Raw genomic sequence first — 17,280 nt, forward strand, 5'->3', positions numbered from 1 at the left:
GGGCGCCTCAGGGATGAGGGGTGTCGCGGGGGACGGTGCGCCACTGGGAGCGGCGGCCGGGTTGGCGTTCCCAACGGCCGAAGGGGCCCGCAGCGGCAGGGCTGCCCGCGGCAGGGGCACCAGCGGCGGCAGTGGCCGGATCGGGTTCGCGGGTGAGTTGCCGCAGCCGCAGCAACAGACCCACGCCGAGGAAGAGCAGCAGCCCACCGAGCAGGAACGCGGCCTCGGTCAGGCCGATCCCGGTGCCGGTCTGCGAGACCTGGTTGCCGGCCGCGCCCGCCGCCGGCGTCTCCTCCGCGCCACCTGCGTAACCGGCGTCGTCGGCCAGGTCACTCTCCTCGTCAGGGTCCACAGTCGGTTCCTCGTCCGGATCCACTGTCGCCGCATCGGTCGGCAGCGCGGTCGGCGGTGCACTGCTCGGCTGGGCCGCCCCACCCTGACCGACCACCGACCGCTGCGCGCTCTGCCGGGCCAGCAGTTGCAGGTTCGGGTCGTACGCCTCGGCGGTCAGGCTGATCCGGCCCTGCGCGACGTCACCGGCGAACGCCATCCGGTACTGCGCGGTCACCGTACGCCCCGGACAGAGTGTGCCCGGGTCGAGTTGCCTGTCGGTGAGCCGGGCGACGTCGCCGTCGGTCTGGATCTCCACCGGGAACGACCCGTTTTCCTCGATCCGGTCCACCCGCACCTGGTCCAGCCGCATCCCCTGCACCGCGAGCACCATCGACCAGCGGACCTTGATGCAGTCCGCCTGGTCGGATCGCGACACCACCGCAGAGATCGTCTCCACCCGCCCGCCGGCGATGAACTGGTTCGGCAGGCCGCTGAGTTCGGTGGCGGGTGCCGCGTGCGCCGATGCGGCCATGGCGACGTCCACACCCGTGAGACATGCCAGCGCCACACCGATCCGTAGCGTGTTCCGCCACAGCCTCTTCACGATCCGTCCTCCTGTTGGTCGCCTCCACTCACCACGCTATGAGGGCCCGGGGGAAGCCGGTAGACGGGCGTGTTCGCACGTATTGTGAAGCAAGATGCCCGATTTCACGTACGGTATTGAACCGGTCACGGCAGACCCGCGACACGCCGTAACGGGTGACCGGGCACAATCGCCGGGTGTCCGAACTCTCCACCGCCTTCGTCCGGCTGCACGCCCGACTCGCACCCGTCGCCTTCGTGCCCGAGGTGCGACTGCACCAAGCGGACGAGCCGATCGGGCTGTGGGAGCTGACCGAGGGCGAGTTCCGCAGCGACCAACCCCCACCGTTCTGGGCGTTTGCCTGGGCCGGCGGGCAGGGCCTCGCCCGGTACGTCACCGACCATCCGCAGTTGGTCGCCGGCCGCCGGGTGCTGGACCTGGCCGCCGGCTCCGGGCTGGTGGCCATCGCCGCCGCCCGGGCCGGTGCCGCCGCCGTGCGCGCGGTGGAGATCGACAAGCTGGCCGTCGCGGCCGTCGCGCTCAATGCCGAAGCCAATGGCGTACGCGTCGACGCCGAACTCGCCGACGTCCTCGACGACGACGCGGGCGGCGCCGAGGTGGTTCTCGCCGGAGACGTGTTCTACAGCGAGGTGATGACCAACCGGGTGCTGCGGTTCCTCCTGCGTGCCGCGCGCGGCGGGGCGCAGGTGCTGGTCGGCGATCCCGGGCGCGCCTTCCTGCCCCGAGAACGCTTCGACGAACTCGCCAGCTACGACGTCCCGGTCAGCGAGGCGCTGGAGAGCGTACGCGTGAAGCGCACCACCGTCTGGCAGCTGCGCACGGGCAGTGCGAAACCGGCCGACTAGCGTGGCGCGCGTGCTCTTCCGCAGCTGGGAGCGGGCCCCGACGACCACCGACGCGACCGGGGCCGGTAGCGGCGTGGTGGCCGGCGCACGCCCCGGGGCCGATGGTGGCGGGCAGCGGTGGCCGGACGTCGCCCGGGTCACCGACCACGTGGGCGTGGCCCACCTGCTGGTGACCCGGCACGCGCTGGTCCGCGAGGTGCTCACCGACCCGATAAGGTACCGGCCGGACAACGCCCTGGACGCGGTCACGCCGATGCCGGTGGCCGCGCTGCGCACCCTCGCCGCGCACCGGTTCCGGCTGCCCCCGACGCTCGCCAACAACAGCGGCGTCAGCCACCCGGAGATCCGCGCTCTTGTCGCCGAGGCGCTGCACCCGACCCGGGTGGCCGCCCAGCGGGACTGGCTGGCCGCACTGGTCCGCCGCCGGGTGGCCGCGCTGGACGCCACCCTGGACACCGGCGTACCGGTGGACCTGCACGCCGGACTCGCCGCCGACCTGCCGCTGCTGGTGCTGGCCCGGCTGGTGGAGCTGCCCGACGCCCCGGTGGCGGCGGTGAAGGACTTCGCCCGCGCCGCGTTGGAGCTGTTCTGGGCACCGCTGGACGCCGACCGGCAGCAGACCCTCGCCACCGAGGTGGGTCGTTTCCATCTGGTGCTGCGCGAGTTCGCCGCCACCGGCGGTGGCCTGGCCGGGCGGCTGCGGGCCGCCGGGCACCCGCCCGACGTGGTCGTCGGCGCACTGTTCTTCCTGCTGGTCGCCGGCCAGGAGACCACCTCGCAGTTCCTCACCCTGCTGCTGCACCGGCTCACCGGCGAGCCGGCGGTGCTCGCCGGGCTGCGCGACGGCTCGGTCGCGGTCGCCGACGTGGTCGAGGAGGGGCTGCGGCTGGAGCCGCCGATCGTCACCTGGCGCCGGGTCGCCGCCGTGGACACCACGCTGGGCGGGACGGCGGTGCCGGCGGGCACCAGCATCGTGTTGTGGCTGGCCCGGGCCGGGCGGGACCCGGCGATCGTCCCAGCCCCCGACGAGTTCCGGCCGGGGCAACCCGGTTCTCGCCGGCACCTGGCCTTCGGGGCGGGCCCGCACCGCTGCGTCGGCGACCAGCTCGCCCGGATGGAGGCCGCCACGGTGGTCGCCGAGACCGCCGAACTACTGGCCGGGGTGCGCGTGGCTCGGGCCCCCTGGTGCCCGGACAACCTGACCTTCCGGATGCCCGACACCTTCCTCGTGCACCGCTGACCGGACCAGGCCAGCAGCACATTCGTGAACAGGCGCGATTTCACCGTGAAATTTTGATTTCACCGTGAAATCACCGTCCTGACGACAATCGCTTCCGCCCGTCAAAGACGAGGCGCTAGTCGAGCGACTCGACCAGCCCCGCCTCGTACGCGAGGATGGCCGCCTGCACCCGGTTACGCACCTCCAGCCGGGTGAAGATGCTGGTCAGGTAGGTCTTCACGGTGCCCTCCACCAGGTGCAGCCGGCGGGCGATCTCGGCGTTCGACAATCCGGCCCCGACCAGCGCCAGCACTTCCCGCTCCCGGCCGGTCAGCCCGGCCAGGCGGTCCCGGGCCAACGGCCGGCGGGCGACCCGGTCACCACCCAGCTCGATGACCCGACGGGCCACCGTCGGGGAGAGGTACGCCCCGCCGCCGGCCACCGCGTGCACCCCGGCGATCAACTCCCGTGGATCGCCGGACTTGAGCAGGAAGCCGCTGGCCCCGTGTCCCAGCGCCCGAGCCACATGGTCGTCCTCACCGAACGTGGTCAGCATGACGGTGGCGGTCTGCGGCACCAGCCGGCGGATCTCGGCGGCGGCGGCGAGCCCGTCCAGCTTCGGCATCCGGATGTCCAACAGGGCCAGCCGGGGACGGTGGGCGCGGGCCAGCTCCACCGCCGTCCGGCCGTCGCCGGCCTCGGCGACCACCTCGATGCCCGGGTCGGTGGCGAGGATCGCCCGGACCCCGGCCCGGATCATCGCCTCGTCGTCGGCGAGCAGCACCCGGACCGGCTCCGCTGAGATGCCTGTCATTCGTTGATCCGCTCCTTGCTGGTCAACCGCCCGTCGGCGAAGCACAACCGCCAGGTCGGCTGGGCCAACGGAAAGGTGGCCCCGTCCGTGTAGTACTCGCAGCCCGGCGGCGCCCCGGCGGGCCGGTCGACCTGTCGGGGCGGCAGGCCGACCAGGTCTGCCCGGGCCACCCCGACCGGCAGCTGCTCGAAGGTGTCGCGGTCCAGCACCGCGCCGATGGTGGCGACCGGGTAGTAGATCAGTGCCAGCGCCAGCGCGAGACCGGCCGGCGTGCCGAACGCCACCAGCAGGCTGCGCCGCACCTGCCGCCGCGCCTCGCCCAGCAGCCGTTCCGCCAGCGGGGCGAGGGGCGGCGGATCGACCGAAGCCTCACGACCGACAGCGGCCACCTGGCCGACAGCAGCCGAGAGACCGGCGAGAGCCGGGCGGTCGGCGACGGTCGGGGCACCGGTGCGCGCCGGGTCGCCGGTGACGGCCGAGTCGCCGACGGGTAGCCGGGCCTGGACCGCGAAGCCGCCGTCGGGCCGTACCCCGGTGTGCAGCGAACCACCGGCGAGCCGGACCCGTTCGGCCAGAGCGAGCAGGCCGGAGCCGGTGGCGGGTGGTCCGGGCAGCGGACCGGCCGGCGGTGCCTCGTTCATCGCCCCGATCTCCACCCCGTCCGCCCGCTGGCGCAGGCTGACGGTCACCTCGGCGCCGGGGGCGTACCGGGCGGCGTTCGTCAACGCCTCGCGGACCAGCCCGTACGCGGCGTGCGCGGTCAGCTCCGGCAGCACCGGCAGCACCTCTGGCAGGTCCAGCCGCACCGCCATGCCGGCCTCCCGGGCACCGTCGACCAGGTCGGCGATGCTGTCCCCGGCGGGACGGACGGTGACCGGGTCGGTCTCCTCGCGGAGCACCCCGATGATGCCGTGCAGTTGCGCGGTGGCCGCCGCGACGCTGGCCCGCAGTTCCCCGGCGGCGGCGCGGTGCCGGGGATCGAGGTCGGCGGCGAGTTCCAACGCGGCGGCGCGCAACGCGACAAGGCTCAACGCGTGTCCGAGCGAGTCGTGCATCTCCTGCGCGATGCGGGCCCGTTCACGCAGCCGGATCCGTTCCGCCGCGCCCTGCCGCTCGTGCTGCCGCGCCTGCTCGTAGCGGTGGCCGGCAGCGGCCAGGGCTACCTGTTGCCGCCGGTACCTGCCGACCAGCCAGGGGAACACCCCGGCGAAGAGAAGCACCGTGACGAGCAGGAACCAGTTGGCCATGCCGGTGTCGAGCAGCCCGAGGTGGAGCACGGTGCCACTGGTCGCGATCACCGCGAAGGCCACCGCCACCGGCGTGGTGCTGCTGCTGCGCCGCCCGGTCAGATAGCTGAACACCGGGATGGTGAAGACGAAGTTGGCGTCGATAAAGGTACCGAGCACCACCAGGAGCACGGCGGCCAGCGGCAGCCGTCGGCTGACCGCGGCCGCGGCACCGGCCCCGCCCAGGGCGACGAGCAGCGACACCATCCCGTCGAAGGAGTACGGCGGCGTGGCGCCGGCATATCCGAACGGTGCGGCCACCACCGCCCAGAGCAGCAGGTCACGCCATCTCTCGGAACTCCCGCCCGGATTCGGGTGGCTCCACCACCGGCTTCGCACGGCGGTCACGCTACCGACCCCTGGTCGGGGTCGACACTGACGAAAGTCAGCTGATCTCGTCGGCCCAGGCGCGCCAGTCGTCGAGCACGCCGTACAGCGCCGGGGTCAGCCAGCCCGGTGCCGAACGGCGGAACACCCCCGGATCCATCGCCCCGGCACCGGCCGGCAGCGCGCCGAGCAGGTTCGGCAGCAGGTCACCGAGGTTGGCCCAGTGCACCAGTTCCGGGGTGGCCGGCCAGGCGCCGATCACCACACCGGCCGGCACGGCCCGCCGGTCCAGGGCCTCCAGGGTGAGTGCGGTGTGGTTGAGGGTGCCGAGCCCGGCGCGGGCCACCACCACCGCCGGCGCGCCGAGCGACACCGCCAGGTCGGCCACCGTCCAGGGCTCGCCCGAGGGACGCAGACCCATCGGTACGAGCAGTCCACCGGCCCCCTCGACGAGCACCAGGTCGTGCTTGTCGGCTTCCTCCCGGACCGCGTCGACGGCGCTGTACAGCTCCAGCGGCGGCATCCCGGCCACCCGCGCGGCGGCCAGCGGCGCCAGCGGGTCGGGGAAGCTGGCCAGCGTACGGCCGGTCATCGGGGCGGCCAGCCGGGTGACCGCCTCCACGTCGCCGGGCACCCCGGCGGTGGTGCCGGTCTGGCCGGGTTTGACGACCGCGACCCGCAGCCCCGCCGCCTGCGCCGCAGCGGTGATCGCCGCGGTCACCACCGTCTTGCCGACCTCGGTGTCGGTCCCGGTGACCAGCACCGGCCCCCGCCACTGATCCGTCATGGCGCGCATTCCACGATGACCTCCAGGGCATCTGCGAAGTCCGCCCGCGCCACCCCCGCGCCGATGGTGAGGCGCAACCGGGACCGGCTGTCCGGGGTGGAGGGCGGGCGGAAACAGCCGACCGCCACTGCCCGGTCGAGGCAGGCGGCGGCCCAGGCGGTGGCCGCCTCGGGTCCTGGTGCGGTCACCGAGACGACGGCGGCGTCGGGGGTGCTGACGTCGAGCCCGGCGGCCCGCAGCCGGCGCGCCGCGAGGTGGGCCCGCTCGACAAGTTCGGCGCGCAGCTCGTCACCGGCCCGGGCCAGGTCGACGGCGGCGCGCACCCCGGCCGCCACGGCGGGCGGCAGGGCGGTGTCGTAGATGAAGGTCCGGGCGGTCTCCACCAGGTGTCGGACGTACTCGGCCGGGCCGGCCACCACACCGCCCGCGCCGCCGAGCGCCTTGGAGAGGGTGGCGGTGACCACCACGTCCGGTGCACCGGCCAATCCGGCGGCGGCCACCGCGCCGGCTCCGGCCGGGCCGGTCACGCCGAGCGCGTGCGCGTCGTCGACGAGCAGCAACGCCCCGTGTTCGCGGGCGACGGCGTGCAGCCGGGCCAGCGGGGCCAGGTCACCGTCGACGGAGAAGATCGATTCGGTGACCACCACCGCCGGGCGGCCGGGCGCGCCGGCCAGGGCCGCGGCGACCGCGTCGACGTCGGCGTGCGGGGTGACATGCGTCTCGGCGCCGGCCAGGCGGCAGCCGTCGATGAGTGAGGCGTGGTTGTGCGCGTCGGAGACCAGCAGCGTGCGGGGTCGCACCAGGGCCCGGATCGCGGCGAGGTTGGCCAGGTAGCCGGAGGAGAAGACGAGGGCCCGGTCCGTGCCGAGCCAGCCGGCGAGCGTCTCCTCCAGCGCGTGGTGGGCGTACGTGGAGCCGCGCACCAGCCGCGACCCGGTCGCCCCCAGCCCGTACTCGGTGAGGGCTCTGCTGGCGGCGGCGACCACCTCGGGATGCGTGGCCAGGCCCAGGTAGTCGTTGCCGGCCAGGTCGACCACGGCGTCGTCGGCGCCGCGCGGGCGCAGCCGGCGGGTCAGTCCCGCCTTCGCCCGCAGCTCGGCACGGCGGTCCAGCGCCGCCAGCCAGTCCGCCACCGTCGCCTCCTGCCCTCGACCCGCTACCGCGGGGCGAAGTTACCACCCGCCGGCCGGCGGGCGGCGGCTCCACTCCGACGGCGGATCGACCCGGTACCTGCCGGTCCGGCGGCCTTGTAGGGTACGAGCCATGCCAGAGATCCTCGACCAGGCCCGCACCCGGGTGCTGGAGAACGGCGTCGGCCTCGACGAGGCCGGTGTCCTCGCCGTGCTGAACCTGCCCGACGAGCACCTACCGGCCGCGCTGCAACTCGCCCACGAGGTACGGATGCGCTGGTGCGGCCCGGAGGTCGAGGTCGAGGGCATCGTCTCGCTGAAGACCGGCGGCTGCCCGGAGGACTGCCACTTCTGCTCCCAGTCGGGCCTGTTCGCCTCGCCGGTGCGCTCGGTCTGGCTGGACATTCCCTCGCTGGTCGAGGCGGCGAAGCAGACCGCCGCCACCGGGGCGACCGAGTTCTGCATCGTGGCCGCCGTGCGCGGCCCGGACGCCCGGCTGATGACGCAGCTGCGCGAGGGCGTGGCGGCGATCAAGGCCGAGGTCGACATCCAGGTCGCCGCCTCGCTGGGCATGCTCACCCAGGAGCAGGTCGACGAGCTGGTCGAGATGGGCGTGCATCGCTACAACCACAACCTGGAGACCTGCCGGTCGTACTTCCCGAACGTGGTCACCACACACACCTGGGAGGAGCGCTGGGAGACGCTGCGGATGGTCCGGGAGTCCGGCATGGAGGTCTGCTGCGGCGGCATCCTCGGGCTGGGCGAGACGGTGGAGCAGCGGGCCGAGTTCGCGGCGCAGCTCGCCGAGTTGGACCCGCACGAGGTGCCGCTGAACTTCCTCAACCCCCGGCCGGGCACTCCGCTCGGCGACCGTCCGGTGGTCGAGGGCAAGGACGCGTTGCGGGCCATCGCCGCGTTCCGGCTGGCCATGCCGCGCACCATCCTGCGGTACGCGGGTGGCCGGGAACTCACCCTGGGTGACCTGGGCACCCGCGACGGGTTGCTCGGCGGCATCAACGCGGTGATCGTCGGCAACTACCTGACCACCCTCGGCCGGCCGGCGACCGACGACCTGAAGCTGCTGGACGACCTGAAGATGCCGGTCAAGGCGCTCTCGGCGACGCTGTGACGCGCCATGGGTGACGCCTTGAGGCCGACGGCTGCCGCCACCGCCGGTGCGGGCGGGCCGTGGTGCGACAGGTGCGGCGAGGCCACCGGGAGCGGAGCGCACCAGGGGTGCGCGGCGGCTCGGGCGTTGGAGCCGCCCCGGTACTGCGCGCACTGCCGGCGGCGGATGAAGGTGCAGGTGCTGCCGGTCGGCTGGTCGGCGACCTGCGTCGAGCACGGCCAGGCGCGAGGCTGACATGCTGCTGCGCGGAGCGGCGGTGACGCTGCGCCCGGCGGGCGCCGCCGACGTGCCGGCTCTCGCCGCCATCCGCGCCGAACCGGAGGTACGCCGCTGGTGGCGTGGCGACGACGACCTCGCCGCCACTGTCGCCGCCGATCTCGCCGACGAGAACCTGACCGTGTACGCCATCGAGCACGGCGGGCGGGTGGTCGGCGCGATCCAGTGGTACGCCGAGGAGGACCCGGATTACCGGCACGCCAGCCTGGACGTATTCCTCGACCCGTCGGTACGCGGTGCCGGGCTCGGCGGCGACGCCATCCGCACCCTGCTCCGGCACCTGATCGACGCCCACGGGCACCACCGGTTCACCATCGACCCGGCGGCGGCGAACACCGCCGCGATCCGGGCGTACGCGAAGGTGGGCTTCCGGCCGGTAGGCGTGTTGCGTCGCTACGAGCGCGGCGACGACGGCCGCTGGCACGACGGCCTGCTGATGGATCTGCTCGCCGACGACCTGCCCGGCTAACCGCCCCGGGTCCAGCTGACCGTCCGGCCAATCCACCCGTTCGTGCGGGGCAGCGACGGCGTTCCCGGGCGTCACCAACGGCGGACTGCCCGCCAGTCTCCGGTGACGGCGCAATGACGCGACCTTTGGCAGGGTCGCGGCACGCGCCGTCGAAGGGGAACTACATGATCAGGACGATGGTCCGGCTGCGTGCCCGTCCCGGCTGCGAACCAGCTGTGGCCTCCGCCTGGCACGCGGCCCACGCGGCGATCGGCGAGCTACCCGAAAACCTGCTGCGGGACCTTTTCGTCGACGCCACCGACCCGCGCTCCTGTTTCGTCGTCACCGAGTGGACCGACGAGGCCGCCCTGCGCGACTACGAGCAGGGGCCGATCGCCGCGCGGTTCGCCGAGGCCGTCCGACCGCTGTGCGAACCGCCCGCCGCCGGCGACCGCCGGGTGATGCGCGACGTGCCCGACGGCGGCTCGACCGTCTTGGTGGACGTCGAGCTGACCGTGCCGGCGGCCCGGCGTGCCGAGTTCGACCGCGGCTATCCGCAGGTGCTGGACCGGATGGCCAGCGTGCCCGGCTACCTGCGGGAGGACCTGCTGCACGAGCCGGGCTCGGACACTTTCCACATCTTCGCCGAGTGGACCGGTGCCGCCGAGTTCCACAGGTGGATCGCCAACCCCGCACACGCGCGAGAGGAGGCCGGACCGATCGCTGAGTTCCTGCTCCGGATCCGCCGCCGCCTGTTCCACGGCGTGGCGGCTTCCGCCGATGTGGCCGGCGCCGACCGCGGCCGCACACCGAGTAAGGAGAGCGACGTGCACACGACAACGGACGTACTCATCGTCGGGGCGGGTCCCACCGGGCTGACCGCCGCCATCGAGCTGGCCCGGCGCGGCGTCGACTGCCGGCTGGTGGAGCAGCGGGCCACCCCGCCCGCGCACGCCGACAAGGCGATCGGGGTGCACTGCCGCACCATGGAACTCTGGGAGGAGCAGGGCGTCGTGCGCGAGGCGATGGACGCCGGGACCTGGCTGACCGGCAACATGGTGTTCGTCAACGGCCACGAGACGCACCGGATGAGCTGGGAGCTGCCCGAACTGCCGTACGCGCACCTCGGGCTGCCCCAGTACGAAACCGAGCGGATCCTCACCGAACGCCTCGCCACCCTCGGCGTACGCCCCCGCCGGGGCACCGCGTTGACCGCCTTCACCCAGGACGACGACGGCGTCACCGCCACCCTCGACACCCCCGGCGGCGAGGAGACGGTACGCGCGAAGTACCTGCTCGGCTGCGACGGCGCGCACAGCGCCGTCCGCGAGCTGCTCGGGCTCACCTTCGCCGGCGGGCTGGGCCGGTTCCCGCAGCTGTTCATGCTCGCCGACGTCGACGTGGACTGGGACATGCCCGACGGGCACCTGCTGCGGTTCATGCACGAGACCGACGGCCGGATGGACGGCATGCTGATCTGCGTGCCGCTGCGCGGCGAGTCCCGCTACCGGATCGCCACCCTGGCGCCGCCGAGGTTCTTCGCCCAGACCGGTGGCCAGGACGCCCCTCCCGGCTTCAGCGAGGAACTGGGCGAGCCGACCCTCGCCGACGTGCAGGCCGCCATCGACCGGCTGGCTCCGCCCGGCACCCGGGCGTCGAACCTGCGCTGGTCGTCGGTGTTCCGGATCAGCCACGGCATCGTCGACCGCTACCGCCACGGCCGGGTCTTCGTGGCCGGCGACGCGGCCCACCTGCACCCGCCGGCCGGCGGGCAGGGCATGAACACCGGCATCCAGGACGCCTGGAACCTCGCCTGGAAGGTGGCTCTGGCGGTGCGCGGGAAGGCCGCGTCGGGGCTGCTGGACAGCTATGAGGCCGAACGGCGCCCAGAGGGCGAGGAGATCGTCGGCCGGGCGGTGCGGATGGCGTTCACCGACGAGCTGGACCGCGAGGACCTGAAGCGGCAGTTCCTTCAGGAGATGTCGATGCTGCTCAGCTACGCCAACAGCCCACTGGTCGGTGAGACCGTCACCGACCCCGACGCCCTGCGGGCCGGCCCACGCCCGGGCGAGCAGGCACCGGACGTCGGTGGCTTGCACCGCCGCGGCGTCGGTCACCCGCTGCGGCTGCGCGACCTCACCCGCGGCACCCGGCACACCCTCCTGCTGTACGCGGACGGCACGGCCGACGAGGCGGCGGTCGCCGCAGTGGAGAAGATCTACGCCGACCTGCGGGCCCTGGCGGCCGGGGAACTCGACGCGTACCTGCTGCTCGACCCGGAGGCCCCGCAGCCACGACTGCTCGCCCCGCCGGTGCTGCGCGACACCGCCGGGGAGTTCCGCGCCCGGTACGGCGTCACCAGCACCGCCCTGTACCTGATCCGCCCGGACGGACACGTGAGCTTCCGCAGCCAGCCGATCGACGCCGACGGGCTGCGCAAGAACCTGCACCTGGTCTTCGGGGGTGCGAAGTGAGCACCGTGCGGACGGTGCTGGCGATGCGGACCCGGCCGGGGTGTGCGGAACGGTTCGAGGCCGAGTGGCTCGCGGCGGCGGAGAAGATCGGTGCGCTGGACGGCTGCCTGCGCCAGGACCTGGTCCGTGACGCCGACGACCCGCGCAGCTACCTGATCATCAGCGATTGGTCCGACCGTGATCGGCTGGAGGCCTTCGGCCGCAGCGCCCAGCGCGACGAGCTGCTGCGGGTGATCCGTGACCTGCGCGAGTCCGCGCAACGCCACACCTACCAGGTGCTGCACAGCATGCGCGGCGGGCCGCAGGAGGACCGATGACCGAGTGCCCGATCCCCGCGTCCGAGCTCTACACCGACGAGTTCGCCGCCGACCCGTACCCGACATTCGCCCGGCTGCGCGCCGAGCAGCCGGTCTGCCCGGTCAGTTCGCCGCGGTTCGACTCGTACCTGATCAGCCGCTTCGACGACGCCCGCACCGCGCTCACCGACCCCCGGCTGTCCAAGGACCTGTACGGCCCGCAGGAGCACTACCTGCGCATCTTCGGCCCGAACTCGGCGGGCCTGAACAAGAACATGCTCAACGCCGACCCGCCGGAGCACACGCGGCTGCGGCGGCTGGTGTCGCAGGCGTTCGCGCCGCGCCGGATCGAGGCGATGCAACCCCGGGTGACGCAGATCGTGAACGACCTGCTCGACAAGATCGTGCCGCACGGCGAGGCCGAGCTGATGCGTGACTTCGCGATCCCGCTGCCGATGCTGGTGATCTCGGAACTGCTTGGGATACCGGCGACCGACCACGACCGGGTGCTCGGTTGGACCCAGGTGATCCGGACCTCCGGGTCGTCGCGTCGCAGCCCGGAGCAGGAACGGGCGGCCGTGCAGGAGGCCCAGGCGCAGCTGCACCGGTACCTCACCGAACTGGTGCAGGCGAAGCGGGCCCAGCCCGCCGACGACTTGATCAGCGCGCTGATCTCCGCCTGCGACCAGCAGGGGACGCTCTCCGAACCGGAACTGGTCACCACCACCTTCCTGTTGCTGTTCGCCGGCCACCAGACCACTGCCGACTTCATCGGCAACGCGGTGGTGGCGCTGCTGACCCACCCCGACCAGCTCGACCTGCTGCTGCGACAGCCGGCGCTTCTGCCCTCGGCCATCGAGGAACTGCTGCGCTTCGACGGCCCGCTGCCGGTGGCCAGCCCGCGCATCGCCACCGAGGACGTCGAGTACCAGGGGGTCCGCATCCCGCGCGGATCGATCGTCGGCGTGGTGCTCAACGCGGCCAACCATGACCCGGAACACTTCACCGCCCCGGACCGGCTGGACCTGCGCCAGGACCGCGGCCCGCACCTCGGGTTCGGCTACGGCGTCCACTACTGCCTGGGCGTCTCCCTGGCCCGGCTGGAGGCGCGGATCGGCATCGGGACGTTGCTGCGCCGCCTGCCGGAGCTGCGGCTCGGGGTGCCGGTCGACGAGCTGCGCCGGCTGCCGGCCGCGTCGCCGTTCCGGGGGCTGCTGGAACTGCCCGTTCGGTTCGCCGCGTGACGGTGTCCCCGCGTCCACAACCGACCACACTCACCAAGGAGTCCCAGTCATGACCTTCCGCAACGTGATCGTCTGCCGGATGGTGCCCGGCGAAGAGAGCGAACGCGTCGTCGCCGACACCTTCGGCTACTACGACCGGACCACCCGCCCGCAGGACCTCGGCGTCATCGGCCGGACCCTGCTGTCCTTCCACGACCTCTACATCCACGTCATCGAGCGGGTCGCCGACCCCGCGGTGACCGGCCAGACCCGTGGACTGCCCGCCTTTCAGCAGATCGCCGAGGCCATCGCCCCGTACGTGACGCCGTACCCGAGGTACTGGAAGAACCCGTCCGACTCGGTGGCGAAGCAGTTCTATCACTGGGCGCCGGCCGAACCGCCGGCCGGCGGGACGACCGGCCCGAACCGGACCATCATCGTCGCCCGGATCAAGCCCGGTGCCGAACCGGACGTGGCGCGCATCTTCGGCGAGTCCGACGCCGGTGAGCTGCCGGCGCGCCTCGGCGTGACCGGCCGCTGGCTGTACTCGATCGACGACGTGTACCTGCATGTGCTGGAGCAGACCGACGCCTCGTTCGCCGCCGTCCGGGAGAACCACGACACCCCGGCCTTCGCCAAGATCATGGAGGATCTCAGCCCGTACGTCAGCGCGTACAGTCCCGACACCTGGCGCGGCCCGGAGGACGCCGTGGCCAAGGTGTTCTACCGCTGGCGCGCCGAGGACTGAGCCACCCCGGCGCCACACCCACCCCGGCCGAGGCCCGGATCCGCGCGCGTGGAGCTGCCTGCCGGGTGAGCGCGCGGATCCGGCCCCCGCCGTCACTCGATGGTGCAGGTGTTGCCGTTGAGGGTGAAGCTGACGGGCCTCGGGTTGGTGCCGGAGTGGGTGCCGTTGAAGCCGATGCTCACCGAGGCGCCCGGCGCGAGGTTGCCGTTGTAGGAGAGGTTCGTCGCGGTCACCGCCGTGCCGGTCTGCTGGAAGGTGGCGCCCCAGCCCTGACCGACCCGCTGGGCGGAGTTCGGGAAGGTGAAGCCGAGGGTCCAGCCGTTGATCGCCGTGGTGCCGCTGTTGGTGATGGTGATGTTGGCGGTGAAGCCGGTGCCCCAGTCGTTCGTGCTCCACCCGATCCGGCAGGACGACGTCGGCAGCGGTGCCGAGGTGGTCACGGTGACCATCGCCGACGGCGGCGAGGCGTTACCGGCCGCGTCGATGGCGACCACGTAGAAGTAGTTGGTCGACTGCGGACGTAGCCCGGTCACGGTGTAACTGGTGCCGGTGACCGTGCCGAGCAGGACCTCACCCAGCTCCGTACGGTAGATCCGGTAGCCGGTGACGCCCACGTTGTCGGTCGACGGGGTCCAGGTGAGCGTCACCCCGGTCGAGGTGACCGCCGACGCGGTCAACCTGCTTGGCGCGGTCGGTGGGGTGGTGTCTCCCTCGTCGACGGCGGGAGTGGTGACGGTCACCGTGGGTGACGCGACGGAGCTGTTGCCGGCCTTGTCCCGGGCCAGCACGCTGAACACGTACGTCCGGGCGGGGATCAGGTCACTGATGGTCAGCGAGTTGGTGCTGCTGGCGCGGATCATGATCGCGTCGCTGCCGATCATGCGGATGCTCACCTGGTAGCCGTCGATCCCGCTGCCGGTGTCGGTGGACGGCGGCCAGGTCAGGGTCACCGAGCGGGAGGTGAGCCCGGAGGCCACCGGGGTGCCGGGGACGGTCGGCGGGGTGGTGTCCGCCTCGGTCGTCGGCTCCTGCCCCCACACCCGCGTGCCACCGACGTAGAGCGGCACGTTGCGGTTCGGACCGGCGGTCGCCTGGTACGACGGGTCGTTGGCCGGGTTCCAGGTGCCGCCCTCCGGCACCCCGATCTTGAACTGAATCTCCATCCGGTGCTGCGACTGCCCGGCCGGGGCGATGGTGTGTCCGGTGCAGTCGACCTCGACGTACCAGAGGTCGCCGCTGACCTGGCGGGCGGTGGACGGCGCCGGGCAGCCCTGGGTGTAGCCGGGGGTGACCTGCACCGACCCGGCGGCGTCGGTGCGGAAGTAGTAGCGGAACTTCGCGTCGGTCAGCGCCCGTGCCGGGAACGCCGACTTGTTGTAGATGATCGCCTTGAGTCCGGTGGCCCGGGGCTCGTTCTGCATCACCGTGGTCTCCACGGTCAGCTCGTCGATGTCGGGCTTCTCGGGGACCGGGAAGCCGGCGAGCGGGCTGCCGCCGTACTCCTGGGTCAGCCGCGCGAGGGCGGAGGTGAAACCGGCGTTGTAGTCGGTGGCCACCTCGTTCATCACGTAGTCCGACCGGTTGTCGGTGTACGCGTCGTTCGGCGACGACGGCCCGCCGACCAGCGCACCGTAGAGGGTGTGCCGGGTCTCCGTGGGTACGGTCATGTTGTCCCACCAGGAGCCGTGCGCCGTACGGTGGTGCGGGTTCTTGGGCGAGTTGGCGCCGAAGCCGATCACGTAGCTGGAGTTGCGCGGGTTGTCGCCGAGCGCATAGTTGATCTGCCGGACGGCGAAGTCCTTGTAGCGGGCCTTGCGGGTCGCGTCGGTGGTCTTGTCGCTGTACACGAGGGCGGCGAACGCGGTGTTGGCGGCGTAGCGCAGCGCCCCCCAGGAGTCGAGCACGGCCATCCCGCCCGGCGAGTAGCGGACCCGCTCGCCGTTCACCCCGACGGTCCAGAAGTCCAGCCAACGGTTGGCGTCGTCGACATACTTCTGCTTGCCGGTCAGGTTGGCCAGCAGCACGTACGCGCCGAACTGCTTGTTGTCCCAGGCCACCGTCCACTTGTAGGAGCGGGTGGTGCTCTGCGGCTCGGTGCCGAGCCTGTCGTACTCGCTCTCCGCCTTGGTCAGGTACGCGGCGTCGCCGGTGGCCCGGTACAGCCAGATCGCGCCCCACACCAGCTCGTCCTGGTAGCCACTCCAGGAGCGGTAGAAGCTGGTCGCGTCGGTGATGCACTCGTGGTAGCTCTTACGCACCGTGTCGGCGAAGGTGTAGAGCTGCCGAGCGTGGGTGACAAGCTTGTCGGCGTACGCGGCGTCGGTCGGCCGGAACACCATGGACGACGCGGCCATCGCCGCCGCCGTCTCCCCCGCCAGGTCCGCGCCGCCACAGCTCGCATCGATCTTGTACGCGGGCCGCGCCATCGGCATCACCTCGGCCGGGCCCCACCACTTGTGGTCGTCGTCGCCCTTACCCACCTGTCCATAGAGGACATTCGGTGCGGGATGCGCCTTGACGAAGTAGTCGTTGACGAAGCGCAGATTGTTCAGCAGGTGGGTGAGCTGGCCGGAGGCGGCGTAGCCGGAGCGGTACTCCACCGCACCCCAGGCGAGCATGGTGGCGCTGAACGCCATCGGGAAGCCGAACTTGACGTGGTCACCGGCGTCGTACCACCCTCCGGTGAGGTCCACCCCGACGTCCGCGCCGTCGCGCAGCGCCGAGTCGGCGCGCCACGAGACCCGGTTCCACTCCGGCAGCTTTCCGGACTGCTGTGCCTCATAGAAGAGCAGCGACTTCTGCAACGCTTCCGCGTAATTGAAGGTGGGTGCCGCATCCGCCGCAGCAGATCCGTGCTGCGGCGCGCCCGATCCCGCGGTCGGCGCGTCCGATCCGGCCGACGGCGCGCCCGATCCGGCCGTCGGCGCGTCCGATCCCGCGGTCGGCGCGCCCGATCCGGCCGTCGGCGCGCCCGATCCGGCCGTCGGCGCGTCCGATCCCGCGGTCGGCGCGCCCGATCCGGCCGTCGGCGCGGCGGTGGAGGCGGTCGCGGGGACGCCGACCGCGAGCGCGAGCCCGGTCAGCAGCGCCGTCGCGGTGGTCAACAGTGTTCGGGGTCGTGCCGCTCCGGCGCGGCGGGGCCATCTGATGTGCATTCGACTGTGCTCCTGTCGATGCGAGGCAGGCAGCACGGGCCGGGCCCGTGGCGACGGGCAGGCGGCGGGTCGGACAGCTGCCGGCGGTGGTGGCGAGGGGGGTGTGTTCCATCGGGACCGGGAGCGCTCCCATGGATACCTGACAATGTAATCCGCCCCGCCACCCGTTGGGAAGCTTCCCAACCC

15 protein-coding genes are annotated in these 17,280 nt (G+C 72.6%); 9 read left to right on the forward strand and 6 right to left on the reverse strand.

Features of this window, described 5'->3' with window-relative positions; genetic code table 11:
* Positions 1-7: 7 nt before the first annotated feature.
* Positions 8-937, reverse strand: a complete 930-nt coding sequence (locus tag C1I93_RS18075) for a hypothetical protein (protein ID WP_111244470.1) — start codon at positions 935-937, stop codon at positions 8-10.
* Between the two features lie 176 nt (positions 938-1,113).
* Between C1I93_RS18075 and C1I93_RS18080 the strand changes: the two genes are divergently transcribed.
* Together C1I93_RS18080 and C1I93_RS18085 are read left to right on the forward strand one after the other, a co-directional pair.
* Positions 1,114-1,782 carry a class I SAM-dependent methyltransferase gene (locus C1I93_RS18080; protein ID WP_111244480.1) on the forward strand — a complete coding sequence of 223 codons (669 nt, stop codon included), beginning with the start codon at positions 1,114-1,116 and terminating at the stop codon, positions 1,780-1,782.
* Between the two features lie 73 nt (positions 1,783-1,855).
* Positions 1,856-3,022, forward strand: a complete 1,167-nt coding sequence (locus C1I93_RS18085) for a cytochrome P450 (protein ID WP_223256616.1) — start codon at positions 1,856-1,858, stop codon at positions 3,020-3,022.
* Between the two features lie 115 nt (positions 3,023-3,137).
* Here C1I93_RS18085 and C1I93_RS18090 read toward each other — a convergent pair whose 3' ends face one another.
* From C1I93_RS18090 to C1I93_RS18105, 4 genes are read right to left on the reverse strand one after another with little or no spacing between them, the layout of a single operon-like run.
* Positions 3,138-3,815 (reverse strand): response regulator, encoded by a 678-nt coding sequence (locus tag C1I93_RS18090; RefSeq protein WP_111244471.1) that lies wholly within the window; start codon positions 3,813-3,815, stop codon positions 3,138-3,140.
* Positions 3,812-5,440 carry a sensor histidine kinase gene (locus tag C1I93_RS18095; RefSeq protein ID WP_223256611.1) on the reverse strand — a complete coding sequence of 543 codons (1,629 nt, stop codon included), beginning with the start codon at positions 5,438-5,440 and terminating at the stop codon, positions 3,812-3,814. Before C1I93_RS18095 ends, C1I93_RS18090 begins: the two co-directional genes overlap by 4 nt.
* A gap of 46 nt (positions 5,441-5,486) precedes the next feature.
* Positions 5,487-6,224 (reverse strand): dethiobiotin synthase, encoded by a 738-nt coding sequence (gene bioD / locus C1I93_RS18100; protein ID WP_111244472.1) that lies wholly within the window; start codon positions 6,222-6,224, stop codon positions 5,487-5,489.
* Positions 6,212-7,348, reverse strand: coding sequence for an 8-amino-7-oxononanoate synthase (locus tag C1I93_RS18105; protein WP_111244473.1), 1,137 nt, complete (start codon positions 7,346-7,348; stop codon positions 6,212-6,214). The genes bioD and C1I93_RS18105 overlap by 13 nt, the downstream gene beginning before the upstream one ends.
* Positions 7,349-7,478: 130 nt before the next feature.
* Here C1I93_RS18105 and bioB point away from each other — a divergent pair, with 130 nt between their 5' ends.
* The 7 genes from bioB to C1I93_RS18140 all read left to right on the forward strand — a co-directional run bounded on the left by bioB (position 7,479) and on the right by C1I93_RS18140 (position 13,939).
* Positions 7,479-8,474 carry a biotin synthase BioB gene (gene bioB / locus C1I93_RS18110; protein ID WP_111244474.1) on the forward strand — a complete coding sequence of 332 codons (996 nt, stop codon included), beginning with the start codon at positions 7,479-7,481 and terminating at the stop codon, positions 8,472-8,474.
* 6 nt (positions 8,475-8,480) lie between these two features.
* The gene (bsaP, locus tag C1I93_RS18115) at positions 8,481-8,708 is read left to right on the forward strand and encodes a biotin synthase auxiliary protein BsaP (RefSeq protein ID WP_111244475.1); all 228 of its coding nucleotides are present in this window, start codon (positions 8,481-8,483) and stop codon (positions 8,706-8,708) included.
* A 1-nt stretch (position 8,709) separates the two neighbouring features.
* Positions 8,710-9,219, forward strand: coding sequence for a GNAT family N-acetyltransferase (locus C1I93_RS18120; RefSeq protein ID WP_181445220.1), 510 nt, complete (start codon positions 8,710-8,712; stop codon positions 9,217-9,219).
* Between the two features lie 164 nt (positions 9,220-9,383).
* Positions 9,384-11,672 carry an FAD-dependent oxidoreductase gene (locus tag C1I93_RS18125; protein ID WP_111244476.1) on the forward strand — a complete coding sequence of 763 codons (2,289 nt, stop codon included), beginning with the start codon at positions 9,384-9,386 and terminating at the stop codon, positions 11,670-11,672.
* Complete coding sequence (locus C1I93_RS18130) at positions 11,669-11,989, forward strand: putative quinol monooxygenase (protein ID WP_111244477.1); 321 nt, start codon at positions 11,669-11,671, stop codon at positions 11,987-11,989. Before C1I93_RS18125 ends, C1I93_RS18130 begins: the two co-directional genes overlap by 4 nt.
* Positions 11,986-13,212, forward strand: coding sequence for a cytochrome P450 family protein (locus tag C1I93_RS18135; RefSeq protein WP_111244478.1), 1,227 nt, complete (start codon positions 11,986-11,988; stop codon positions 13,210-13,212). Before C1I93_RS18130 ends, C1I93_RS18135 begins: the two co-directional genes overlap by 4 nt.
* 49 nt (positions 13,213-13,261) lie before the next feature.
* Positions 13,262-13,939: a TcmI family type II polyketide cyclase gene (locus tag C1I93_RS18140; protein WP_111244479.1), complete on the forward strand. Its 678-nt coding sequence runs from the start codon at positions 13,262-13,264 to the stop codon at positions 13,937-13,939.
* A 92-nt stretch (positions 13,940-14,031) separates the two neighbouring features.
* Here the strand turns inward: C1I93_RS18140 and C1I93_RS18145 are convergent, their stop codons facing one another.
* Complete coding sequence (locus C1I93_RS18145; RefSeq protein WP_223256610.1) at positions 14,032-17,094, reverse strand: glycoside hydrolase family 9 protein; 3,063 nt, start codon at positions 17,092-17,094, stop codon at positions 14,032-14,034.
* Between the last annotated feature and the right edge of the window lie 186 nt (positions 17,095-17,280).

Source organism: Micromonospora endophytica (assembly GCF_003236305.1).
In the GTDB taxonomy this organism is placed as follows: Bacteria; Actinomycetota; Actinomycetes; order Mycobacteriales; family Micromonosporaceae; genus Micromonospora; species Micromonospora endophytica.